18 protein-coding genes are annotated in these 22,840 nt (G+C 41.7%); 2 read left to right on the top strand and 16 right to left on the bottom strand.

Annotated elements, in window-relative coordinates; genetic code table 11:
• Nucleotides 1-41: 41 nt before the first annotated feature.
• Both NYE23_RS04730 and NYE23_RS04725 read right to left on the bottom strand, forming a co-directional pair.
• On the bottom strand, nucleotides 42-1,349 hold the full coding sequence (locus NYE23_RS04730; protein WP_341075845.1) for a C40 family peptidase: 1,308 nt from the start codon (nucleotides 1,347-1,349) through the stop codon (nucleotides 42-44).
• Nucleotides 1,350-1,664: 315 nt separating this feature from the next.
• Nucleotides 1,665-2,024 (bottom strand): DUF2294 domain-containing protein, encoded by a 360-nt coding sequence (locus tag NYE23_RS04725; protein WP_341075844.1) that lies wholly within the window; start codon nucleotides 2,022-2,024, stop codon nucleotides 1,665-1,667.
• Nucleotides 2,025-2,201: 177 nt separating this feature from the next.
• Here NYE23_RS04725 and fdhD point away from each other — a divergent pair, with 177 nt between their 5' ends.
• Nucleotides 2,202-2,996 (top strand): formate dehydrogenase accessory sulfurtransferase FdhD, encoded by a 795-nt coding sequence (gene fdhD / locus NYE23_RS04720; RefSeq protein ID WP_341075843.1) that lies wholly within the window; start codon nucleotides 2,202-2,204, stop codon nucleotides 2,994-2,996.
• A 126-nt stretch (nucleotides 2,997-3,122) separates the two neighbouring features.
• Here fdhD and NYE23_RS04715 read toward each other — a convergent pair whose 3' ends face one another.
• From NYE23_RS04715 to NYE23_RS04695, 5 genes are all read right to left on the bottom strand, one after another.
• Nucleotides 3,123-3,443, bottom strand: a complete 321-nt coding sequence (locus NYE23_RS04715; RefSeq protein ID WP_341075842.1) for an 8-amino-7-oxononanoate synthase — start codon at nucleotides 3,441-3,443, stop codon at nucleotides 3,123-3,125.
• A 12-nt stretch (nucleotides 3,444-3,455) separates the two neighbouring features.
• Complete coding sequence (locus NYE23_RS04710) at nucleotides 3,456-4,361, bottom strand: HD-GYP domain-containing protein (protein WP_341075841.1); 906 nt, start codon at nucleotides 4,359-4,361, stop codon at nucleotides 3,456-3,458.
• Between the two features lie 226 nt (nucleotides 4,362-4,587).
• Nucleotides 4,588-5,154, bottom strand: a complete 567-nt coding sequence (locus NYE23_RS04705; protein WP_341075840.1) for a DUF1641 domain-containing protein — start codon at nucleotides 5,152-5,154, stop codon at nucleotides 4,588-4,590.
• Nucleotides 5,147-8,113, bottom strand: a complete 2,967-nt coding sequence (fdhF, locus tag NYE23_RS04700) for a formate dehydrogenase subunit alpha (RefSeq protein ID WP_341075838.1) — start codon at nucleotides 8,111-8,113, stop codon at nucleotides 5,147-5,149. Before fdhF ends, NYE23_RS04705 begins: the two co-directional genes overlap by 8 nt.
• Before the next feature lie 155 nt (nucleotides 8,114-8,268).
• Nucleotides 8,269-8,856 (bottom strand): TetR/AcrR family transcriptional regulator, encoded by a 588-nt coding sequence (locus NYE23_RS04695; RefSeq protein WP_341075837.1) that lies wholly within the window; start codon nucleotides 8,854-8,856, stop codon nucleotides 8,269-8,271.
• Nucleotides 8,857-8,946: 90 nt separating this feature from the next.
• On the opposite strand from NYE23_RS04695, the gene NYE23_RS04690 reads away from it, so the two are divergent.
• Nucleotides 8,947-9,504 (top strand): hypothetical protein, encoded by a 558-nt coding sequence (locus NYE23_RS04690; protein WP_341075836.1) that lies wholly within the window; start codon nucleotides 8,947-8,949, stop codon nucleotides 9,502-9,504.
• Between the two features lie 131 nt (nucleotides 9,505-9,635).
• On the opposite strand, the gene NYE23_RS04685 is transcribed toward NYE23_RS04690, so the two are convergent.
• From NYE23_RS04685 to NYE23_RS04645, 9 genes are all read right to left on the bottom strand, one after another.
• Nucleotides 9,636-10,994, bottom strand: a complete 1,359-nt coding sequence (locus NYE23_RS04685) for an LVIVD repeat-containing protein (RefSeq protein WP_341075834.1) — start codon at nucleotides 10,992-10,994, stop codon at nucleotides 9,636-9,638.
• A gap of 458 nt (nucleotides 10,995-11,452) precedes the next feature.
• Nucleotides 11,453-12,130 (bottom strand): GNAT family N-acetyltransferase, encoded by a 678-nt coding sequence (locus NYE23_RS04680; RefSeq protein ID WP_341075833.1) that lies wholly within the window; start codon nucleotides 12,128-12,130, stop codon nucleotides 11,453-11,455.
• Nucleotides 12,131-12,133: 3 nt separating this feature from the next.
• Nucleotides 12,134-13,009 (bottom strand): carbon-nitrogen hydrolase family protein, encoded by an 876-nt coding sequence (locus NYE23_RS04675; protein ID WP_341075832.1) that lies wholly within the window; start codon nucleotides 13,007-13,009, stop codon nucleotides 12,134-12,136.
• 226 nt (nucleotides 13,010-13,235) lie between these two features.
• The gene (locus NYE23_RS04670; RefSeq protein ID WP_341075831.1) at nucleotides 13,236-13,643 is read right to left on the bottom strand and encodes a hypothetical protein; all 408 of its coding nucleotides are present in this window, start codon (nucleotides 13,641-13,643) and stop codon (nucleotides 13,236-13,238) included.
• Nucleotides 13,644-14,105: 462 nt separating this feature from the next.
• On the bottom strand, nucleotides 14,106-15,485 hold the full coding sequence (gene nagE, locus NYE23_RS04665; protein WP_341075829.1) for an N-acetylglucosamine-specific PTS transporter subunit IIBC: 1,380 nt from the start codon (nucleotides 15,483-15,485) through the stop codon (nucleotides 14,106-14,108).
• Between the two features lie 138 nt (nucleotides 15,486-15,623).
• Nucleotides 15,624-16,883, bottom strand: coding sequence for an exo-beta-N-acetylmuramidase NamZ family protein (locus NYE23_RS04660; protein ID WP_341075827.1), 1,260 nt, complete (start codon nucleotides 16,881-16,883; stop codon nucleotides 15,624-15,626).
• An 80-nt stretch (nucleotides 16,884-16,963) separates the two neighbouring features.
• Nucleotides 16,964-19,078, bottom strand: a complete 2,115-nt coding sequence (locus tag NYE23_RS04655) for a glycoside hydrolase family 3 protein (protein ID WP_341075826.1) — start codon at nucleotides 19,076-19,078, stop codon at nucleotides 16,964-16,966.
• A gap of 60 nt (nucleotides 19,079-19,138) precedes the next feature.
• Nucleotides 19,139-20,848: a serine hydrolase gene (locus NYE23_RS04650; RefSeq protein ID WP_341075824.1), complete on the bottom strand. Its 1,710-nt coding sequence runs from the start codon at nucleotides 20,846-20,848 to the stop codon at nucleotides 19,139-19,141.
• A gap of 258 nt (nucleotides 20,849-21,106) precedes the next feature.
• On the bottom strand, nucleotides 21,107-22,822 hold the full coding sequence (locus tag NYE23_RS04645; RefSeq protein WP_341075823.1) for an ABC transporter ATP-binding protein: 1,716 nt from the start codon (nucleotides 22,820-22,822) through the stop codon (nucleotides 21,107-21,109).
• Nucleotides 22,823-22,840: the final 18 nt, after the last annotated feature.

Here is a 22,840-nt window from a genome sequence, read left to right as displayed (position 1 = left end):
CCTGACTTCCACGTTTTCACATGTAAGTCAGGTTCATTTCACTATTCTATAACGCGTACAACACGGCCGTTAAATGTAGTTTTCCAATAGCCGCTGGACATATTTGCAATCGCAACACCCGTAGAGCTTTGGGAACCGATAAATTTACCGCCGCCAAGGTAAATGCCTACATGGCCGTCCCTCTTGTAGGTATCAAAGAAAACAAGGTCTCCCGCTCTCATCTCGCTTGCTGAAACCTGGCGTCCGGCAAATTTAAGAGAATCTGTGCTTGCTCCGACACTGATCCCTGCTTGGGAGAATGACCAGTGTACAAAGCCTGAGCAATCAAATCTTCCATTTGCGATATCATAAGCATTTCTGCCGCCGCCAAACACATAAACAGAATTACCGATATATTTATTACCTGCTGTTGTAACAATGCTAATTGCGCTTCCGCCATTAACGCTTGGCTTTGGAGCAGAGGAGCTGGAGCCTTTTGTTTTTTGGGCAGCAGTTTTTTGCGTATTGGCCGCAGCCGAGCCTGATGGTGCTGAAGCCACTGACTGGGCTGACGGTACAGACTGAGCTGCCGGTGCTGCCTGGGCCTCAATGCTTTGTTCGATTTGAGCAATCAATGATGCATATTTAACATCTTCACTCTGCAGCTTTGCCTTTTTAGCAGCAATAGAGTTTTCCTTTTCTTTTAATTGCTGGATTAATGAGCTATTTTGCTGTTTTTGCTCTTCCATAGTAGCCTGCATGCCCTTTAACTCAGTCATCATGCTTGTTAATCCTGCTAGCTCTTCTTCCACTGCAGCCTTCTTTTCTTCAAAAGCTTTTTTATCCTGTTCCTGTTCTTCCAGTAATTGTTTGTCCGCCTGCACAAATGTGGTTACTGCCCCGACACGGTCAACGAAATCACTGAAACTGGAAGCCCCAAGAAGAACATCCAGGTATGCAACTGTTCCGCCGCTTTCCTGAAAAGATTGTGCACGCTGTTTCAGGATAGCACTTCTCTTTTCAATTCTTTCCTGGATGATCGCCATTTCTGCCTTCAATTGATCTACTTCGGCTTTTGTGCTGGCAATATTAGTTTCCGTTTCTGCTATTAATTTATTATTATCTTCAATTGCTTTTTCAACTTTAGTAATTTTAGCATTTAACTCTGCAATTTCTTTAAGTACACTTACCAGTTCCTTATCAGCTTCAGCCAATGTAGCCTGCAAATTAGAGCGCTGCTGCTGGATTTGGCTTTTTTGATTCTCGAGCTTATTAATTGATTCAGCATTTACACCCGGTATTGAAAAAGCACTTCCAAGCCCAAGAATAATTGTCGTATTTAAAACGAGGAGCCTTTTTTTCAAAGTCATTACCCTGCTTTCTAATATGTACTCGGTCTATTAAACAGCCGTATATCAAACTATTTATCTATGTATATCTTTTCAGTTATGTCTCTAGTAAATTTGTCTTTCCATGGAGGATTATACCATCCTTATTTGACAGACTTGTTAGAGTAATATTACAAAAATATTTCAAACGTGACATTAAACCCCTTTTTTCGCTATTCTCATGTGACATAATTCCCTATTTTACACAATAAAGATATCCAACGTGAGTTTTAAGAAGGATACCAAAAAAATAAAAAAGACTGGAATCCAGAATATATCTTCCAGATTTCAGTCTTTTTATTCCATAAACTTGCTTTGAATGTCCTGATCGAATACAAATACCGACATTCCAAAATCCCGTTCTATATCAATATCCACAAAAAGATCTATTAGCCTTGCCTGCAAAAAATCTTCCATTTCTGCCGGCCGATTTTTTTTATACATTTCCTTGACCATCTCTGTTCTGGCAGCCCGAAGCATTTGCTTCCCTTCATCTGCACTCGCTATAAATTTTTCCACAGGAGATAAATTGCCTTCCATTTCACATATGGCCCAATTTTTGCAGAAAGTAGTCTTAACCTTGCTTGGCCCTTTGCCCATATGTTTTTTTCGGAAGGAGCGCACTAAGTTACTGAATTCAGCTTCATATTTGTTCATATTCCAGCCCTCATATACCCTTATTTCATGTATAATCTCATTGATACAAGTCCGTATACACTTTATTAAGTTAATCAATTAATACAATAATTGTCAAACCATACAATCTTAATTTCTTGTATTACTGAAATTATATGCTAATATTTTGTTAGTCGAAAGGTTCTAGGAGGAAGTATTATGGATATTAGCAGCAGAAAAATGGTCAGATTTGAGAATGATGTTCTGCAGGAAGCAGAAGATTCTATTGTTTCTGAACATCCGCTCACAATTCATCTCAACGGAGAAGAGTTCGCAACGATGGTCTGCAGCCCTTCGAACATTAGGGAATTGACAATCGGCTTTTTGGCTTCTGAAGGCTTTATTAGAAGATATGAGGAAATAAAGAGTATTCAAATAGATGAAAACAAGGGATTTGCTTATGTCGAATTACATACCCAAACCTCTACAGCAAGCCATGAGTTTCACTCTAAACGATTTATCGGTTCATGCTGCGGAAAGAGCAGGCAATTTTACTTTCATAACGATGCCAGGACAGCCAGGACTTCTACATCAAAGCTGACACTGACTCCCAACCAATGCATTTCATATATGCAGCAGCTTCAGGATGGCAGTATGACTTTTCATGAAACAGGCGGAGTGCATAATGCAGCTTTATTTTCTGCAGATGAAATGATTCTCAGCAGAACAGACATTGGCCGGCATAATGCTCTGGATAAAATCCTTGGGTATTGCATTGAGAACAGGATTCCTGTAAGGGATAAAGTCATTGCATTCAGCGGCAGAATCTCATCTGAAGTTCTGCTTAAAGCCGCAAAAATTGGAGTTGGCATCATTCTATCAAAATCTGCACCGACTGATTTAGCCATCAAGCTGGCAGAAGACCTAAATATTACAGCAGTTGGCTTTATTCGCGGTCAATCTTTTAATGTTTATTCGCATTCTGAAAGAATAGTATTTGAGAAGAAAGCTTAGTAGGGGTCCCAATTAATTTTGGGATCTCTTTATTTCCAGAGGCTCTTTATGTTTCATCACACCTTTTTGCCATTAGTACAGGAAAACAAAAAGCAAGTTAAAGCATAAGCTTTAACTTGCTTTTTGTTAAAACATTGGATGTGGAGGATCTATACCCAAAACCGTTTCACCATCTACGGTTAACCAGATGTAATAATGGTCAATTTCCGTTTTCAGGACGTTCTCGATCTTTGCTATTAACCCTTCCTGCAATTCAAATGACAATCTTGCTGTTTCTTCACCTAATTCATAATCCTGCAATCCCATTAAATCAGCTATATACCTAGCTTCTTCATACGATACTTCTACATACTTATCATATTCAGGTAAGTATGCAGCCTCCGATGTTTTTACGTTGAATACAAGTAATAACATCAAACTTAACAGTACAACAACTGCTTTCTTCATTTTTGTTCCCCCTTAGATTTTTACTAATTTGTCTTTTATCTTAAAAAATGTATCTACAATAACTGGATTGTACATAGTGCCCCGATTACTTCTAAGTTCATTTAATGCTTCAACTACACTTCTGCCTTTCTGATAAACACGGTCAGTAGTCATTGCATCAAATGAGTCTACAACTGAAATAATTGCTGCCTCTATTGTAATTTGATCACCTTTAAGTCCTTTGGGGTATCCAGTGCCATCATATTTTTCATGATGCTGTTCTACCACTTCGCCTGCTTCTATTAAACTCGGCAGACCTGTTTCTTGCAATATTTCTCGTCCAAATGTCGAATGCTGTTTCATTAACTCCCACTCATCAGAGGTTAATTTACCTGGTTTTTGAAGAATGTCTATTGGAACCTTTACTTTTCCTATATCATGCAAAAATGCAGCAAGGTTAAGTTTTAAAATTTGCCGGGAATTTAAACCAAGTGCGTCAGCCATGAGCATTGACATTTTTGTAATTCTATCGCAATGGTCGCTTGTATATCCATCTTTTTCTTCAATTGATATGACCAATTCTCTTAATTCATTTGTCACTCTGCTGTAGTAATGAAAAACTGGACTAGATGTTACATATAAAAATTCAGATTGACCTATTGATTGAAAGATATGATGTTCAGTTACTGGGCATCTTTGAAACGAATCACCAGCTCTAAGTGTTTTTTCCCCATTAGAATCCTTTAATAGCAGTTCACCGGAAAGTAAATGAAGATATTCCAGCGTTTCACCGCCTTCTAACGGTTCCAGTCCCCACCTAGCATCTGGTTCCAGCCTATGGTAAATAACCTCCGTACCGTCCCCCGAAGCAATCAGGGAGATTTGCAACCCTTTCATGTGGACTGTTTCAATGAAACTAGCTTCATTTATAATGCCCACTTTATTACCCTCTTTCTAATACCTTCTCAAATGATGTATGTATTGGGTTTCACCTATTTATCTATCTTATATTCCAATTCTAGTATATGGTTTTCCATTTTTCCACAAAATTCTGCTATATTTTTGGTTTATAAGATAATATTGTAAAAATTTGAGTCTATGTACCTATTTGTATTTTATTTCATAATAAAAGCCAGTGACCGCTATTTGGACCACTGGCTAAATGTCATTCTCTTTTATTGGGAGGAACATCACTTTCGTTTTTCTCCATTTTGTGTAATTTCTGATCTTCTGGAAGCTGGGTGTTCCTTTCCATTTCGCTTGTATCTTCGCCCATTCCTTTTAAGAAGGTGATCAGAAGTGTAACTGCCCGATTGACTTCCGGATCCTTCAATGCCTTAACAAGATCGAAATAGCTTGTTTTTTCATCAGTATCTTTATAATCCGCCACTCTAGCAATACCTGAATTTAATTTTAACAGCAAGGGTTCAAGCTGCTGGACATTAATGGTACCGAGGGTTCCAACCATAAGAAGCAGGTTTTTTATTGTATTTGTAGCTTCTGGTTTGTCTAATGCTTTAACAAGGACATTCAAAACTTTATCTCCCTGTCCAAACAGGCCATTCAATAATGAGAGAACTCCCCGGTCATGCATATGTCCGACCGCTTTCAAAAGCTCAAGTATGGGTTCTTTATTTTCTATGAGGGCATTCTCCACTTCCTCCAGGTCTTTTTTTCGTTTATCCTCGGGTGTCAACTCAAAACGCTTGATGTTATTGATCGCTTTAGCCATGATGCTTCCGCTCCTTTTTCACCATTTCTCCCGGGAAAATATAATCTTTCCTTGCCCATTTCTTTTGGACATTTACACCTATTTGCGGCTGCGGATTGCCATAGCGGTGATTAATTCTAGGAAGTGGATTGCTGCCTTCTTCACTCAGAATTTCAAGCTTTGCCTTTGTTTCCTTATATGCCGGCGTATCAGTATCCTTGTCGGCATAGCTGCTTGTTAATAAATTTATGGCCCCGTCTCCTCTATCATTCATAGGAAGGTAAACTTCCTTTCCTTTTACCCTGTTGGTTATATGGCATTTAACTTTCACATTGCCATACGGTGAAGTCAGCCGAACAAGCGTGCCGTCTTTCAAGCCTCGCTCATTGGCCAATTCAGGTGATACCTCAAGGAACACTTCCGGTGTTTTAGAGCTGATTCCTTTTGACTTATATGTCATATTTCCTTCATGGAAATGCTCCAGGAGACGGCCATTATTGACATGGATATCATATTCCGCCGGGAATTCAAGAGCAGGAGTCCAATCTACCGGAAAAAGTCTTGCCTTGCCATCCGGGAACGGGAAGCCATCCGTATAGAGGAGTGGAGTATCAGTTCCGTCCTCAGCGACAGGCCATTGCAGACTATTGTATCCTTCCAATCTATCAAAGGTAACGCCTGCGTATAGAGGCATAAGCTTAGCGGCTTCGGCCATTACTTCGCTTGGATGTGTATACGTCCAGCCTGCTCCTAGGCGATTCGCAACTTCAATAATAATCTGCCAATCCGGCTTTGAATCTCCAAGGGGTTCAAACGCCTGGTACAGACGCTGGATTCTTCTTTCTGTGTTCGTAAATGTTCCTTCCTTTTCCAGGCTTGGGCTTGCCGGGAGAACAACATCTGCAAACTCAGCTGTACGGGATAGGAAGATATCCTGGACGACAAAGAAATCAAGCTTCTCAAATGCTGACTGCACATAATTGATGTTTGAATCCACAAGCCCCATATCTTCGCCCTTCAGATACATCGCTTTCAGCTGCCCCTCATGAACCCCTTCTACCATCTCGTGATTATTCATTCCGGCTTTTTCAGGAAGTTTTACAGCCCAGGCATTTTCGAACTTCTTTCTCACATCAGAATCTGACACCTTTTGATAACCAGGCAAATTATCAGGACTGCTTCCGAAATCTCCTGCCCCCTGCACATTGTTATGGCCTCTTAAAGGATAAGCACCTGCACCAGGCTTGGCGTAATTGCCGGTTACAAGCAGCAGATTTGAAATGGCTGTACTTGTATCACTGCCTCCAAGATGCTGTGTGACACCCATTGCCCATAATGCAGAAACACTATCGGCTTGATGAATCATTTCTGCCATTTTGATTAGATTATCTCTGGATATACCGGTTGTTTCTTCAGCAAATTCCAGCGTATATTTCTCCAGGTTTGATACAAATTCTTCCAAACCATTCACTTTTTCCTGCAGAAACTTCTCATCCGCCCATCCCTGATCTATAATGTATTTCGTAATGGCAGAAAGCCATACCATATCAGTACCGGCTCTAGGGCGCACAAACAGATCAGAACGCTCTGCCATTTCGTGTTCCCTCAAATCAGCTACGATTACTTTCTGGCCGTTAAGCTTCTGGGATCGCTTCACCCTGGTGGAAAGAACCGGGTGGGATTCCGATGTATTGGATCCGATAATCAATACTAAACCGGAATTCTTAATATCTTCAATTGAACCGGCATCCCCGCCATATCCAACAGTTCTGAACAGTCCTACAGTTGCAGGAGTCTGGCAATATCTTGAACAATTATCAATATTGTTCGTTCCTATAACTGCCCTGCCAAGCTTCTGCATTAGATACGATTCTTCATTGGTACATTTAGAAGAGGTAATAAAGCTTAGTGCATCCGGACCATGCTGTTCTTTGATTTCTGTAAATTTCCTTGCAATCAGGTCAAGAGCTTCGTCCCATTCTGCTTCACGGAATGAATCGCCTTCTCTGATTAGCGGTTTGGTTAAACGTTCCTCACTATTCACAAAGTCCCAGCCAAACTTCCCTTTTACACATGTAGAAATGCCATTGGCAGGCGCTTCCGCCTGAGGCTCCACCTTCAATATTTCCCGGCCTTTTGTCCATACATCAAAACTGCAGCCGACACCACAATAGGTACAGACCGTTTTGGTCTTTTTGATTTTCTCTTCGCGCATGGCAGCTTCCATATCGGATATAGCAAGGATAGAGCCATATCCTGTTTCAACGTTTTTAGTGATTTCAATCATTGGACGAAGGGTGTTTTTGGCTATGCCGGTCAGAAACCCTGCTTCCCCTTCCATTCCTTTTTCCATCATGGCATTACACGGACAAACAGTGGAGCAGTGTCCACAGGAAACGCAGGAGGACTCGTTAATGGGCACATCATTATCCCAGATAACTCTTGGTCTCTCCCTCTCCCAATCAATGGTAAGGGTTTCAGTCACCTGAACATCCTGACAGGCTTCCACACATCTGCCGCACAGAATGCACTGATCCGGGTCATATCTGTAAAAAGGATGAGATTCATCCTTTTCATATGGCTTGTGATCAAAAGGGATGCTTTGATGATTGATTTTCATCGCCTTAACCGTATTATGTATTTCACATCCCCCGTTGTTATAATCACATACCGTACAATACAGCTCATGATTAAAGAGAATCTTATCCATGGCAATGGTCTGCGCCTGTTTAACATCAGGCCCCACCGTATCAATTACGTCTCCATCATTAATTTTTGTGGAGCATGACCGTACAAGTTCTCCATTAACGGAAACAATGCAGGTATCGCAGGTTTCTATTGCTCCAAGGCTGGGATGGAAGCAGACCTGAGGAATTTCGATCGAGCTGTCATTTAATAACTGCAGAACGGTTTGCCCCTGCTCTGCCTTCATTTCTATACCATTTATCTTTAAATTGAGAGATCCTGGCAAATCAACCATCCTTTCAATGAATCAGTTTCTTAGGTTTTCAGTACCCTCGCAGGAAAATGTTAAACGTTTAGTTAATGATATTGGATGATGTGCCCTGGCATTCATAAAAAAGTGAATAGTAAAAAAACAGCTGAAAATTCAGCTGTTTTTTACCGGATTCATTATTAGCATAATGACAACAAGTGAGTTCTAAGAATCCCTTTCATTTTACTTTCAGTAAAAAGATCAGGCTTCATTACCGCATGGAGGGCGAGACCGTCAATAAGAGCATAGAGACGTTCCGCCTCTTCTCCAACATTCAAATCAGACCTGGATATCCCCATTAACTTCAGCCCCTCGATGACTTTTCGGATGCCTTCCTTCATTTCTCCGTATACGCGGCTGCTAAGTTCAGCAAGGTTCGGGTCAACAAGAGCTTTAATATTAAATGCTATCCAGACTTCCATTTCCAATCTCCGTTCTACATCTAAAGGAAGCAGCTCGCCAAGCACCAGTATCATATTTTCAAAATGATCATCTGTAAATGGTGCATTCTGAATTCTGGTTTTCACCCTTTCTGAAACTAAATTCATAGAATAAGCCAATAATTCACTTTGATTTGAGAAGTAATGGCGCAGTGATCCTGGTGATAAACCAGCTTCTTCTGCTATCTTCCGGACAGAAGCTCCTTCAATGCCCTCCTTCTTAATCACCCGCCATGCTGCTTTTGCTAATAAATGTTTTTGTTTTTCATGATCAACTTTTTTAGGCATAAATATATTATAGCACCAATTGTTTTTTTAATACACTTGTGTTATATTAATTTTCATAACACAAGTGTATTAAAAAGGGATGTGAATTAAATGATTGGCTGGCTGATAATCGCCTGTGAGATTGGGTTTTGGGTTTTCGTTGCAGCAGGTTTAACGGCAAGATATATTTTGAGGAATAAAACATTAGGCAGTCTGCTTTTGCTTTGCACACCTGTGATTGATTTAATTCTAGTCGCAGCAACCACAATTGACTTGCACAAAGGAACCAAAGCTACCATATTCCATGGGATAGCGGCAATTTATATCGGGGTAACCATTGCATATGGAAAACAGATGGTTCAATGGGCAGATGAAAGATTCGCCTATAAGTTCGGGAATGGCTCTAAACCGGCAAAGCCTCCAAAGTACGGCAGCGAACATGCCAGGAGAGAAAGAAACGGATGGTACAGACATCTTCTCGCATGGATCATTGGTCTGGCATTATTATTTGCCATGATCTTCTTCATAGGAAATCCAGAGCAAACAGAAAACCTGCGGGGATTAATAAAAATGTGGACATTGGTTCTGGCAATCGATTTTGCCATCAGCTTCAGCTATACAATTTGGCCGCGAAAAGGGAGAGCTGAAAACTCAAAAATAACTCTATAACTTAGAAATGAATTCATAACTTTCTTTAGGCTTTCTTTCTTATAAGATTAATAGTTCATTATTTTTGTCCTTTATTTAGCAGAGATTAAAAAACAGGAGTCTCCATCAGAGAACTCCTGTTTTTTTAGGTATTAATGGCTGCCGTTCTTCTGCAGAACTTTAAGGCCTGAACCCATATCAGATGCAAGTACATAATTGCGATCTACGAATACACCCCAAATATTAGATTTGCTTGGAATATAGACACCAATTTCCTCAGGATTAGATGGATCAGTAATGTCTACTGTTCTTACTCCGCCAGCATAATGAGAGAGGTACAATGTGTTCCCCTGTACCTTAGGATCGTGGACCGTCGCACCACCAGGAATCTTCTCGGTGAAATCCGTTCTAAACGTACTTAGCAGCTTTGGATTTGTTTTATCTTTAATATCATATATCATTGTGTATCCATAGGCACTCTCAAAGCCTTCTCTAGTTGGTCCAAATACCTCCCTTGTCTCAATAAGGACATTTCCGCCCTTGGCTAAATCCATTGAATGGGCAGCCCCCTGAACTTCATTGGAGAAATCGGTTCTACCTAGATATACAGGGTTTTTTGCATCACTGATATCAAGCATGATTGTACCTAAATCCCAGTAAGATAGGAAAGCTGTTTGCCCAGTTCCATCTGTTTTGACGCTATGTGCAAATGCTGCCCTTTTAATTCCATTTTCATCAGTCCAATTATACCCGTCATAATTGGCATCACTTACTTCAGGAATATAATTACGCGGATTAAATTCATAAATCGTTTCAGGTGCCGATGGCTTTGAAACGTCTACAATATTAACATCCATCTTTTCACCATGAGAGTAAAGATCTGCATAGCAATTTGCAGTCAGCACATAAACATTATTCCCCTGGACTGTCAGGTAAAGCTCATGGGTTCCTCTCGCACCGGAAGTATCCTCCCAGAACCCCAGCTCTTTCGGTTCCCTTGGATTTGTTACATCATATAATACAAATCCTCCCTTTGCATTAGGGTTGGTGCGATCGACCTTTTGAACACTGACTGCGGCTAAGTCCCCTTTGAAATGCTTTGTATTCACTGTTTTCACAATCACTTTTTCCTGCCAAGTCCCTGGAAGGTGAGCAAATGACGACACTTCCACAGGATTTGAAGGATCTTTCATATCAAATACGCGGACACCGCCTTCTCCTCCATTTTTTGTATGTGTGCCTACATAAGCAAAGCCTTTATGCGCATAAACATCCCCCGATGAATTTTGTACGCCCTCTTTAACTTCTTTCAGTGGAACAGCAGCCACTTCTTGGAGATTACCTGTATTCTTGCTGCCTTCAAGCAATGGAACTGCTAATTCAATACCGGCCAGACTATCACCTTTTTCAATGCCTCCGCTGAACTCATCATGTGCAAATGCGGCTGTCCCTCCGGCAGAGAGTACAAGCACCCCTGCCAATGCAGTTTTAATCAGGATTTTCTTTTTCAAAGTGATTCCTCCTTATTTGTGGTGCTATGTAATCGGTACATTATAGAATTTAAGTGTCCCGAAATACTGCAGTTTCTATATTAAAGAAAATTCAGAATTTTTAATATCGACAATCTTTCCTATTATTTCTACATAATAAGACATTTTCTGCCCCCTTCTATATAACTAGATTACAAGGAGCTTTTATTTCTTTTGTCCCCCCAAAAAAAACACCTTCCAAAGGAAGATGCCTGCATCAATTTATTTCCTGCTTTTCAGCTTTCTTTTTACTGCGGGAACAACATACTTTTTTACTATAGTTGCACCTTGTTTTACTATAAAAGCTTTAATTATTCTTTTTACAGCCATGAACGGATCCCTCATTTCGGTTTGAACATCTTTATAATATCCTTTACCTTTTCAGTGTGCCCGCTAAACTTCAAATTAAAAAGCCCTTAATAAAAGGGCTTCTTGCCGAATTATAATCGCTTATCCTTAAAAGGATTCTTCCATTCCATCAAGGCGCCGTAATTAAGTGACTCTTCATCTTCTAAATAATTTTCTGCTACACAAAGCGGTGTCCTTCCGCATCTCAGCAAAAATGTGATGACCGGATCCTTCTTTTTCCCGTCGATCAGTTGCTGGAGATAGTCTTCGGCTGACATTTCATGTGCGCATTTATGGTAGCCGGGCATCCGTCCTCCACCGAGCAATCGATCAAGTCCTAAATTTATGACAGTCTGATACATAGACTGCATCAAAAGTTTGCCAAGACCTAGTTTACGGAAACGAGGCCGGACACTGATATCAACAATATATAATGTATTGCCTTGAGGTTTATGATTGCGTATATAACCGCTGTCGGTTATTTCTTCCCATGTATGCCGTGGATGTGAAGGATCAAAATCAACAATAAGCCCGGTTAAGGACCCTGCCAATACTCCATCAGCCTCAATACAGAGCGCCCCCTCCGCAAAGAGTTCTACATGATTTGCCAGCTGCTCGCGATTCCACCATAAATCTGAAGGAAAAGGCGGCGGAAAGCATTCAGCCTGAATGTCTATTAACTGATCGAAATCTTCTTTCGTATAATTTCTGATTACAGCCGGCACCGGCTTATCCCCGTCAAACACAAAAAATTCGCTTCGATATGCCATATGCTATCCTTCGATATTTTCTTTTTCCCAGTCTACATACAAATCTGTTCTGCGGTCCCGCCAGGTCGTAACCGAACCGCGCTCACGGACTTCATATAAAAGGCTAAGGTCAAGATCGGCAGTCACAATCATATCGTCATTCAGCTCGCCTTCCACCATAATCCCCTTTGGCGGAAATGGAATATCATTCGGTGTAATGACGGCTGCCTGCCCGAAATTGGCACGCATAAAATCGACAGTATGCAGGGAGCCAATTGTTCCTGTAACCACAACATATACCTGATTCTCAATTGCTCTGGCATGGCTTGTATAGCGGACACGGTGGAACCCATGGCGATCGTCTGTACAGGAAGGGCAGAAAATAACATCTGCTCCTTTGGCTTTTGCCATACGGACAATTTCCGGAAACTCAATGTCATAGCACGTCAGAATGGCTATTCTTCCTTTATCTGTATCGAATACACGCAGGCCTTCGCCAGGTGACATGTTCCACTCATGAACTTCAGTAGGCGTGATATGCATTTTAGCCTGCTCTTCAATTCGCCCATCCGGATAAAATAAATGTGCCACATTATAAAGGCGTCCATCTCGGTTAATAACGTGTGTACCGCCGATTATATGCATGTTTGTTTGTTTAGCAAAATTGGAAAATAGGTTTTTATATTGTTCAGTAAAACCAGGCAGTTCGTTAATGGTCAGACTTGTTCCCTGCTCACTTCCTATTGATAAAAGCTGTGTGGTGAAAAACTCAGGAAATAAAACAAACTCAGACCCAAACTCCTGGGCAGTTTTAATATAATGCTCACATTGGCTTGCAAACTCTTCAAATGAACGAATGGTGTGCAGATGATACTGCACAGCGGATACACGAATTTTCAATGTACTCCCCCTCATCAGAAAAATGTATAGATGAGTATCACTCTATCTTTAAAAGATTATCAATGATTTTCCTGCCTTGCACAATACTTTTTTATCGGTTTTCGAAATTTTTTATTTCACAGTATTTTATTTAACTAACTTTTTTTTCGTTAGGAGTTTATTAAACTAATAAAGTAAGTTGTTAAACAAAAAAGCATCACTTGGTTAAAGTAATGCTTTAATGCTCTTATTTTATTAGCTTGCTTAATCCTGTAATAAGCCCGACACCTTTTTGAAAGTCTTGATTTGCCGCTTTTACCAGTCTCATATAGATGCCAATTAGGGATCTATTTTGTTTTTTTAATTCACTAACCTCTTTTTTGAGAGTTATCAGTTCAGCTCTTAAAGAGGCCATTTGTTTCTTTACGTATACGATGTCTCCATTTTCGCCGATTTCCTCACCTGCCGCTTCTTCTTCATGCACCTTTAAACCTTCTGAAAGATTCAGTATAGAATCATCTTCTATAATTTTACCGGCCAAACTCAATAATGATTTAAAATCTATAGTCTGTCCGTCTTTCAGCAGTTCAACTGCCAGCTTTTCCAGGTTATCCGAATCCTCAAAAACATCTTTCCCTTTAGTAGGTTGATCCATATTTAGTCCGCCTTTCATAGTTTCTATCCTATATTATGTATAAGCTTAATAAATGGAATGGACAAACATACAAAAAAATGCAGAACGATGGAAAACACATTGAAAAACCCTGGACAATTACCAGGGTTTCAAAGGACTCAACTTTTTAACTATTTTGAAGAGCCTGACAACCTAAAAGACTGCAAATTTTATCCCTAAGTCTGTCAGCTAAACACGGTGAAATAAGTCTTGCCAAAACCCATAAAATTACTAGTCCTAGCACAATTAACGGTGTTAAGGATCCTGTTAACATACGATATCCCCCCTTTTATTCAATTAATAAGGGTACCCTTACGTTTACATCGTATGTTCCAAACTTGGACATGCATAAACAAATATCCCGGCCATGCAAAAATTGGCACTTGTCCAATCACTGCTACAGAATAAAAAATCCGGCCCTTTATCAGAGCCAGATTGCAAATTTTATAGTTTTTTCTTCATTTCATTTGAAAGGAACTCTACATCCGTTCCCACAATGACCTGCAGACTGGTTTTGCTGAGTTTGATGACTCCTTTTGCACCCAGCTGTTTTAATTGCACTTCATCGACAAGAGCCATATCTTTTACCCTTAAACGAAGGCGGGTAACACAATTATCGATTTCTTCAAGGTTTTCTTTACCGCCCAATGCCGCCAGGTAAGCATCTCCTGCTTCAGCATATTTGCCCTTTAGAGCAGAATTCCCTTCAAATTCACCTTCAATTTCATCTTCCCTTCCAGGTGTTTTCAAATCCAGTTTCTTGATCAGGAAATAGAAAACTGCAAAATACAGAAGGGCATATAGAATACCTATCCCGGCCAGCAGAACCGGCTTCTGAGCTATTCCAAAGTTTAGTATATAATCGAGGGCACCTGCCGAGAACCCGAACCCATGATGAATATCCAGGACATAGGTAATGGACATAGCCAGACCTGTCAAAGCAGCATGAATTAAATATAGAACCGGCGATAAGAACATAAACAGGAATTCAATCGGCTCTGTAATACCTGTCAGGAAGGAAGTAAATGCGAGTCCGGCCATCGCCCCTGCCACTGCCTTCCTTCTTTCCTTCTTTGCAGCCGCAACCATGGCAAGAGCCGCACCAGGCAGCCCGAACATCATAATTGGAAAGAATCCTGTCATAAAGATTCCAGCAGATGGATCCTTGGCAAGGAAGCGCCATAAATCTCCTTTGATGACATCCCCTGCTGCATTGGTAAACTCGCCGAACTCAAACCAGACAAGTGTGTTCAGTATATGATGGAGACCAACCGGAATTAATAGACGGTTCAGGAATCCAAAGACCCCGACACCTGCTGCACCTGCACCGATTATCCAATCGCCGACACTGTTAATGCCTGCCTGGACCGGCGGCCACACATAGCCGAACAAAAATGCAATAACGATCATAACGAGTGAAGTGATAATCGGCACAAACCGTTTTCCCCCAAAGAAACCAAGCCATTCCGGCAGCTTAATATCATGATATTTATTGTATAATAGCCCTGCAATTATACCGGAAATGATCCCTCCAAAAACGCCCATATTGACCGTATCGTTTATCGCTGCGGCACCTTCAGTCAGTACAAAATAACCCACTGCACCAGCAAGGGCAGCTGCCCCGCTGCCATCCTTAGAAAAACCGATGGCAATTCCAATGGCAAACAAGAGAGCCAAATGTCCGAAAACAGCATTTCCGGCTGCAGATATAAATGGTATCCCTAAAAGGTCATCCTGTCCCAGCCTCAGCAAAAGTGCAGCAGCAGGCATAACTGCAATCGGCAGCATTAAAGACTTGCCAATCTTCTGTAAAAACCCCAGCATTTTCACACACCTCTTTCTCCATGGATTATTACATAATATGAACAGGCTTTATAATTCAGTACCAGGGACCATCAGTGCTGCGCTGACCCGCAAAAAAAGAACCTGGAGCATAATGCCACCAGGTTCTTTCCTGCAAATTTAATAGAGTAAATATTCTTCGCGTGTCTTTTTGAATTGTTTTAATTCCTTTTCCCATTTGGAGGAGATTTCTTCAACAGTTTTTCCTTCCTCAATGGCTTCACGTACCCAGCCATTACCCATCAGGTTGTCAAAGAATGAAATTCCAGAACTGTTCTCTGCACGGAATTCGAAGTCTTCCGGATACATATCATGGATCGCCTTCACAATGTGAAGGCCGGTCTCGACAGGCTTGAATGCATCACGATGTGTAACATGAATCTGAATCCCGTGGGAAAGCTGTCCTGCATGCTTGGAGAAGCTTGGTGTAAATGATGCAGCTCTAAAAGTTACCCCGGGAAGATCTAGACCGTTCAAATGTCCAGCCAAATCATCGGCATTGATAAATGGAGCACCAATCAGTTCAAACGGCTTTGTTGTGCCGCGCCCCTCAGAAACATTCGTTCCTTCAATCAATGCCGCTCCCGGATATACTAACGCTGTTTCGAGTGTTGGCATATTAGGAGACGGCATGACAAACTGAAGTCTGGTGTCATCGTAATACATATTGCGCTTCCATCCATTCATCTTGACAACAGTTAAATCTGCACCTATTTCAAACTCTTCATTAAACAATTCGGCCAGTTCACCTACAGTCATCCCATGGCGAAGCGGAATCGGGTAATTCCCCACAAAGGAGGAATACTCCATATCAAGCACCGGTCCTTCAACCTTTGTACCACCTTGAGGATTAGGCCTGTCCAGCACGATGAAAGGGATATTGTTTTCTTTTGCTGCTTCCATCGCGTAAGCCATTGTGTAAATATACGTGTAAAAACGTGTTCCGACATCCTGGATATCAAACAGAAGCACGTCAATATTTTCAAGCATTTCAGGCGTAGGCTTTTTGGTTTTTCCATATAAGCTGTAAACAGGAAGCCCTGTCTTTTCATCGATATAATACTCAACATATTCTCCCGCTTGCGCACTCCCGCGGACTCCATGCTCCGGACCATATAACGCAGTTAACTCCACGTCCGGATCATTGTGCAGAATATCAACAATACTGTTTAAATTCGAGTCGACCCCAGTCGGGTTTGTAATTAGGCCAACCCGTTTTCCTTCAATAAGGTCTTTTTTATCATCCAAAAGGACTTCAACACCAAGCTCGAATTTCTTTTTCTTGCCTTTTCCTTTGCCATTGCCGTTATCTGCTAGCACAACAGTTAAAGAAGAGAGTACGAGAATCATTGTCAAAAAACCCATAAACCATTTCTTCATTATTTTCCCCTCCCAGGTTAAGGATAGGTACATGCAAGAACTAAACCTGCATGTACCCATTCTGTTTTTTATGCCTCATCCTAATAGCTCAATCCATGCCCAAATTCATATAGTACATTGCCATCTGTACCCGGAATTGTTACAGGCAATTTGCCTGAAGGATTAATCTGGCCAAAGATAACACCTGCTGCTGCATCAAAGCTCGCCGTTCTGAAGCCATATTGTGCAATGTAAGCATCAACTTCCGGATAGGCCATGATGTCATATGGGTTACGGATGCCAACCGAAATGACTGGAGCTTCTGATTCAGCAATGATGGAATTAACCATCTTCATCTGGGCGCTATCTGGTGATCGTCCTGATACATTAAACGTATAGGAGCCCACAATAACCGCACTGGCATTCCTGATTTGTTCCTTCTGCTCTTCCGTTAATACATAGCTTGAGGTCTGGATGACCGTTGTTTTTGCATGAAACTTGCCCATTGCGTTCTTTAAGTCTGTAATATACGTATTGCCGACAACGACAATCTTATCCTCAGGAGATACTTGTAATGGCAGTGCATCTCCTTCATTTTTCACCAATGTGATAGAACGTTCTGCTGCTTCTTTTTCTATTTGTTTATGTTCTTCTGATCCGACTGTTTTAAGAGCGTTTGCAATTTTTTCATCAATCGGCTGGGGTTTCTCTTCTTTAATAATTCCCCGCTTTAATTTCAGTGTTAAAATTCGTTTGACTGATGATTCAATGCGTTTTTCTGATATTTCTCCATTCTCCACTGCATTCAGTAGCCCTTCTGCAACTTCTTCGAGTCCAACAGGCATTAGCACAATATCTGTTCCAGCTTTAACTGCCCGAATAGCTGCGTCAACTGGCCCAAAGTGTTCAGCGATAGCGTTCATATTCATTGCATCTGTTGTAATTACCCCTTCATATCCCATTTCTTCACGCATAAGTTCTGTCAGCACTTTATGGGAAAGAGTGGCCGGGACGGCGATTTCTTCACCTGTTTTTTTCGAAATTGCTTTCGTGTCATCAATCTTAGGGAAGGTAACATGGGCAGTCATGATGGCATCCACTCCTGCTTCCATTCCTTTTTGAAAAGGATACAATTCAACTTCCTTTAGACGTTCTTTATCATGAGGCACTTCAGGCAATCCAAGATGTGAGTCAACTGCTGTATCTCCATGTCCGGGAAAATGCTTTGCAGTAGCAGCAACACCTGCTGATTGCAATCCTTCAGTATAAGCAACACCCAAGTCAGCAACAAGCTGCGGGTCCTCCCCAAATGAACGAACGCCAATTACAGGATTGTCGGGATTATTATTTACATCCATGACAGGTGCAAAGTTCATATTAATACCGAGTGATGAAAGCTCCTCCCCAATCGCCTTTCCGACCTTGCGGGAAATTTCTTCAGAACGGGCAGCCCCTAACGCCATATTGCCAGGCATGTCAGTTCCTGATTGAAGACGTGTAACAATTCCGCCTTCCTGGTCAATCGTCATCAATAAGCCGAATTTATGGGCAGCTTTCTGATAATCTGAAACCAATGTGGCAGTCTGTTCGGTTGTCACCACATTTTCACGGAATAATATTACCCCGCCAAGATGATAATCTTTTACCAGCTTCTCTATTTCCGGCAGCATTTTAGTGACATTTTGTCCCTTCCAGGTGCGGAAATCCGGCATCAGCATCTGGCCTACCTTCTCTTCAATGGACATATTTTTCACTGCCCGGCTGATGAGGTCATACCGTTTCCCATGCTCTTTTATAATTTTCACTTTAAAAGCAGGCTTGCCTTTGCTGCCCTTTTTATGGTCAGGTTTTATTTGAAGTCCGATACGGTCCTTATATACTCCGTCTGTTACACTGATAAAGGTTTTTCCCGGCTTCCCTCTTAAAGTAATATTCCCTGACTGATCAACTGCTGCAGCAGTTTTATTGCTGGAATTCCATTTCAGCCCTTCAGATACTCCCATGAAATGCCCTTCTTTATATACATGAAGCGCTTTTAATTGGAATGCATCTCCACTGATTTCCGTGCTGGCCTGGGGTACATTCTCCAGGAGTATTAAATCCTTTGCTGTACTTTCTGCCGCTGCGTTTTTCAAGGATCCTCCCATCCATAATTGCGAAACGGCAAGTGTAATTGTGAGAAGGAAAATAAACATAACTTTGCTGACTTTACCCATTTCTTCCACCGTCCTTACTGCTTTTTCATATGAGCTTACTTTTTACTAAAAAATCGAATACTAGTAATTTCTTTTTTCCCAACCGTTTCCTGAGAGGGCAGGCTTCACTTTTTGTCCATCTGAAAGCTGGAGTTTTACATTATCAACATACCAGCCTCTGCCGTTTACTGTACTATCTGTCACGAAACGGAATCGGATGTGGGAAGTTCCTGCCGGAATCATCAGCTTTTCCTTTTTCCAGTCGATGCTGCTGCCTGTATATGGCTGTGCTGCCTGTTTCCAATTAACGCCATCTTCTGAGAACTCAACCACACCCATATCTGCATTTGTTTCAGTTCTGTACCAGGTATCGAACGACAGGACCGCCTTTTGTTTGAGATCCACTTTAGCGGTTAACTCATGCTGAACTTTATCTCCATATCCTGAGAACCACGCCGGCCCTTTTCCCGGAATGGCTACAGGAATTGAATCCGCCACTTGTCTTGCAAATGCACGCCTTGCAATATTCGTTGTAACCGTATTTCTTGAAGGATGCACACGGTTTGTTAAGAGAATTGCAATCGTGCCATTATTTCGGTTTATGACAATGGATGTTCCAGTGTACCCTGTATGCCCAAGCGAAGTCCCCTCTGATAAGGCATCCATGAACCATCCCTGGCCAAGCTCCCAGCCCAGGCCATGATCATCACCTGGAAATTGAGGGATTTGATTTTGAATCAGCATTTTCACCGTCTCTTCTTTTAATATCCGCTTGCCGCCATACCGCCCGTCATTTACATACATATGGGCAAACTTGGCAAGATCGGAGGCAGTGGAAAAGACACCCGCATGTCCGGCAACTCCATCAAGCGACCAGGCATTTTCATCGTGAACCTTTCCCCACACAAGCCCCCTGTTGATAGCAGGCTGATATTCCGTGGCTGCAATCCGATGCTTCAAAGATTCAGGCGGATTATACATCGTATCCTTCATACCGAGCGGTTTGGTTATGCGTTCTTTCACAAACTCATCCAGGCTTTGTCCTGAAAGGCGTTCGATTAGTGCACCGAGCGTAATCATATTCAAATCGCTGTATGTATACGCTTCACCCGGCTCATTGGCCAATGGATGTTTAAAAACGAGTTGCATGCGTTCCTCTCTGCTGCTTCCTTGTGAATATAATGGAATCCATGCAGTAAAGCCTGAAGTATGTGTCATCAGCTGGCGTATCGTTACATTTTCCTTTCCGTTTTCGGCAAACTCGGGAATATATTCCGCAACAGGATCATCCAGCTGAAAGCGGCCTTCATCATAAATTATCATCGCAGCTGTTGTGGTAAAAATTTTACTGATTGAAGCCAGATCAAAGATGGTATCTTCTGTCATTTCAATCGGGTTCTGAGCCTCAGTAAACTTATCATCCGTGTAGCGGTACGAATATCCGTATGCATCATGCTTGACGATATGGCCGCGCCTTGCCACAAAAGTGACAGCACCCGGCATGACGCCTTCTGAAATCATCTCCTCCATTAATGGATCGATTTTATCAAGGGGCAGCTGAACCATTCCGGCACCCACTGCAGAACCAGGATGAAGAATAGGAGAAATCGGCCCAGGACGATCCCACGAAAAAATAGGATGAATTTTGTGTTTCACATCTTTATTGTTTTTCATTTCCATCGTTGGCTTAACTCCTTCAGCGCTTTGCGCAGACGCAGGATATGCTGCCGGAATAAAGAGTGATGTGCTAAGTGCGGCAGATAGCGCAACAAGCATAGTTTTATTTTTCATATTACCTCCTTTATTTTTATGAATCTTCATCAGCCTTTAACCTCCTCTTCTTAATGAAAGGGTTTACATATTGTAAGATTAATAGAGCTAGAGTATAGTTGTCTATACCACATAAGTCCTGTTCTAGTTAAAAACTTCCATATAAAGCAGAAAAACCAATAGTACTTTTTGACTGTTCTGAAAATTAACCTCAATTTATTGGATGATTCTCAGATTTCGAAGTAACACAAAGAAAGCAGAATCCAAATCGGATTCTGCTTATCTTTGAAACTGTACATTATGAAGACCTGCAAAGATTCCGTTCTTTTCGATCAGTTCATCATGTGTGCCTTCTTCAGCAATCCCGTCTTCTGTGACAACGACTACTCTGTCCGCATTGCGGATGGTTGCAAGCCTGTGGGCAATGACCAGTGTGGTGCGGTTTACGGCAAGCTCGTTCAATGCCGTTTGAATAATTTGTTCGGTTTCAGTATCCAACGCCGAGGTTGCTTCATCCAGGATTAAGATCGGCGGATTTTTAAGGAACATTCTCGCAATGGCGATTCGTTGTTTTTGTCCGCCTGACAGTTTTAATCCCCGTTCCCCAATTTGTGTTTCCCAGCCATCCGGAAGAGATGTGATGAAGTCCTGCAGGTGTGCTTTTTTTGCCGCGTCCGCAATCTGCTCATATGTAGCTCCAAGCATTCCGTAAGCAATATTCTCCTTCAGGGTACCGGTAAACAGGAAGACATCCTGCTGGACAATGCCAATATGCGATCTCAGTGATTTTTTCGTCATGTCCCTGATATCCATTCCATCGATCTTAATACTTCCGCCATTCACATCATAAAAGCGTGGAATCAAAGAACAAATCGTTGTCTTTCCGGCTCCGGAAGGTCCGACAAAAGCAACTGTTTCACCTGCATTTATTTGAAGATCAATTCCTTCAAGCACCGATTTATGCTCGTCATAACTGAACGATACATCCTGAAAACGGATTTCACCCCTTAAGGATTCAACCTCTATGGCATCTTTCGTATCCTCAATTTCCGGTTCAGTATCAATGATTTCTAAAAACCGTTTGAAACCAGCCATTCCCTTTGGATACAGTTCCATAAGGGCGCTGATTTTATCAATTGGCTTTAATAGCACATTCACATAGAGCACAAATCCAACCAATTCACCGTATGAAAGCTGCCCGCTAAAGCTCAGCCAGGAACCATATACAAGAACAATCAGCGTAACTAATCTGGTCAGCATGTAGACTCCGGATGCACTGAAGCTCATAATCTTGTAAGCTGCAAGCTTGGCAAGACGGAATCTGCCATTGTTTTCCTTAAATCTTTTAATCTCATAGCTTTCATTTGTAAAAGACTGAACCACACGAACACCAGATACACTATCCTCTACCTGTGCGTTGATATCGGCAATTTCACCGTACATTCTTTTCCATGCTTTGTTCATTTTAATATTGCAGAACGTAATCAGCCATACAAGAAACGGAAGAACAAATATGGTTACAAAAGCCAGCTTGACATTGATCGTCAGCATAATCCAGAATGCACCCACAAACGTCATGACCGCTATAAATAAATCCTCCGGTCCATGATGGGCAAGCTCTCCGATATCCATAAGATCGTTTGTCACCCGGCTCATGATATGCCCTGTTTTGGTATTATCGAAAAAGCGGAAAGACTGCCTTTGCACATGCTGAAAAAGCTGCTGCCGCATATCTGTTTCGATGTTGATGCCGAGCTTGTGGCCCCAATAGTTAACCACAAACTGAAGAAGTGTGCTCGTCACATAAAGAGCAAGCAGGCCGGCACTGACAGAAACAATCATGGACCAATTCCCGCTTGGAAGCAGGCTGTCGATAAACCACTGAACCGCAAGCGGAAAGCCCAATTCAAGGATTGCAACGAATACTGCTGAACTGAAATCAAGAATGAACAAGCGCTTATGCGGCTTATAGTAGCTAAAAAACCGTCGGATCATTTTATTCTCCTTTTTCTG

This window comes from Cytobacillus sp. FSL H8-0458 (assembly GCF_038002165.1).
In the GTDB taxonomy this organism is placed as follows: Bacteria; Bacillota; Bacilli; order Bacillales; family Cytobacillaceae; genus Cytobacillus.
This window is presented reverse-complemented; position numbering and strand designations above follow the sequence as displayed.

Coding starts and splice junctions, on each gene's coding strand:
- NYE23_RS04730 (WP_341075845.1), bottom strand. CDS start 1,349: ATGACTTTGAAAAAAAGGCTCCTCGTTTTAAATACGACAATTATTCTT.
- NYE23_RS04725 (WP_341075844.1), bottom strand. CDS start 2,024: ATGAACAAATATGAAGCTGAATTCAGTAACTTAGTGCGCTCCTTCCGA.
- fdhD (WP_341075843.1), top strand. CDS start 2,202: ATGGATATTAGCAGCAGAAAAATGGTCAGATTTGAGAATGATGTTCTG.
- NYE23_RS04715 (WP_341075842.1), bottom strand. CDS start 3,443: ATGAAGAAAGCAGTTGTTGTACTGTTAAGTTTGATGTTATTACTTGTA.
- NYE23_RS04705 (WP_341075840.1), bottom strand. CDS start 5,154: ATGGCTAAAGCGATCAATAACATCAAGCGTTTTGAGTTGACACCCGAG.
- fdhF (WP_341075838.1), bottom strand. CDS start 8,113: ATGGTTGATTTGCCAGGATCTCTCAATTTAAAGATAAATGGTATAGAA.
- NYE23_RS04695 (WP_341075837.1), bottom strand. CDS start 8,856: ATGCCTAAAAAAGTTGATCATGAAAAACAAAAACATTTATTAGCAAAA.
- NYE23_RS04690 (WP_341075836.1), top strand. CDS start 8,947: ATGATTGGCTGGCTGATAATCGCCTGTGAGATTGGGTTTTGGGTTTTC.
- NYE23_RS04680 (WP_341075833.1), bottom strand. CDS start 12,130: ATGGCATATCGAAGCGAATTTTTTGTGTTTGACGGGGATAAGCCGGTG.
- NYE23_RS04670 (WP_341075831.1), bottom strand. CDS start 13,643: ATGGATCAACCTACTAAAGGGAAAGATGTTTTTGAGGATTCGGATAAC.
- nagE (WP_341075829.1), bottom strand. CDS start 15,485: ATGCTGGGGTTTTTACAGAAGATTGGCAAGTCTTTAATGCTGCCGATT.
- NYE23_RS04660 (WP_341075827.1), bottom strand. CDS start 16,883: ATGAAGAAATGGTTTATGGGTTTTTTGACAATGATTCTCGTACTCTCT.
- NYE23_RS04655 (WP_341075826.1), bottom strand. CDS start 19,078: ATGGGTAAAGTCAGCAAAGTTATGTTTATTTTCCTTCTCACAATTACA.
- NYE23_RS04650 (WP_341075824.1), bottom strand. CDS start 20,848: ATGAAAAATAAAACTATGCTTGTTGCGCTATCTGCCGCACTTAGCACA.
- NYE23_RS04645 (WP_341075823.1), bottom strand. CDS start 22,822: ATGATCCGACGGTTTTTTAGCTACTATAAGCCGCATAAGCGCTTGTTC.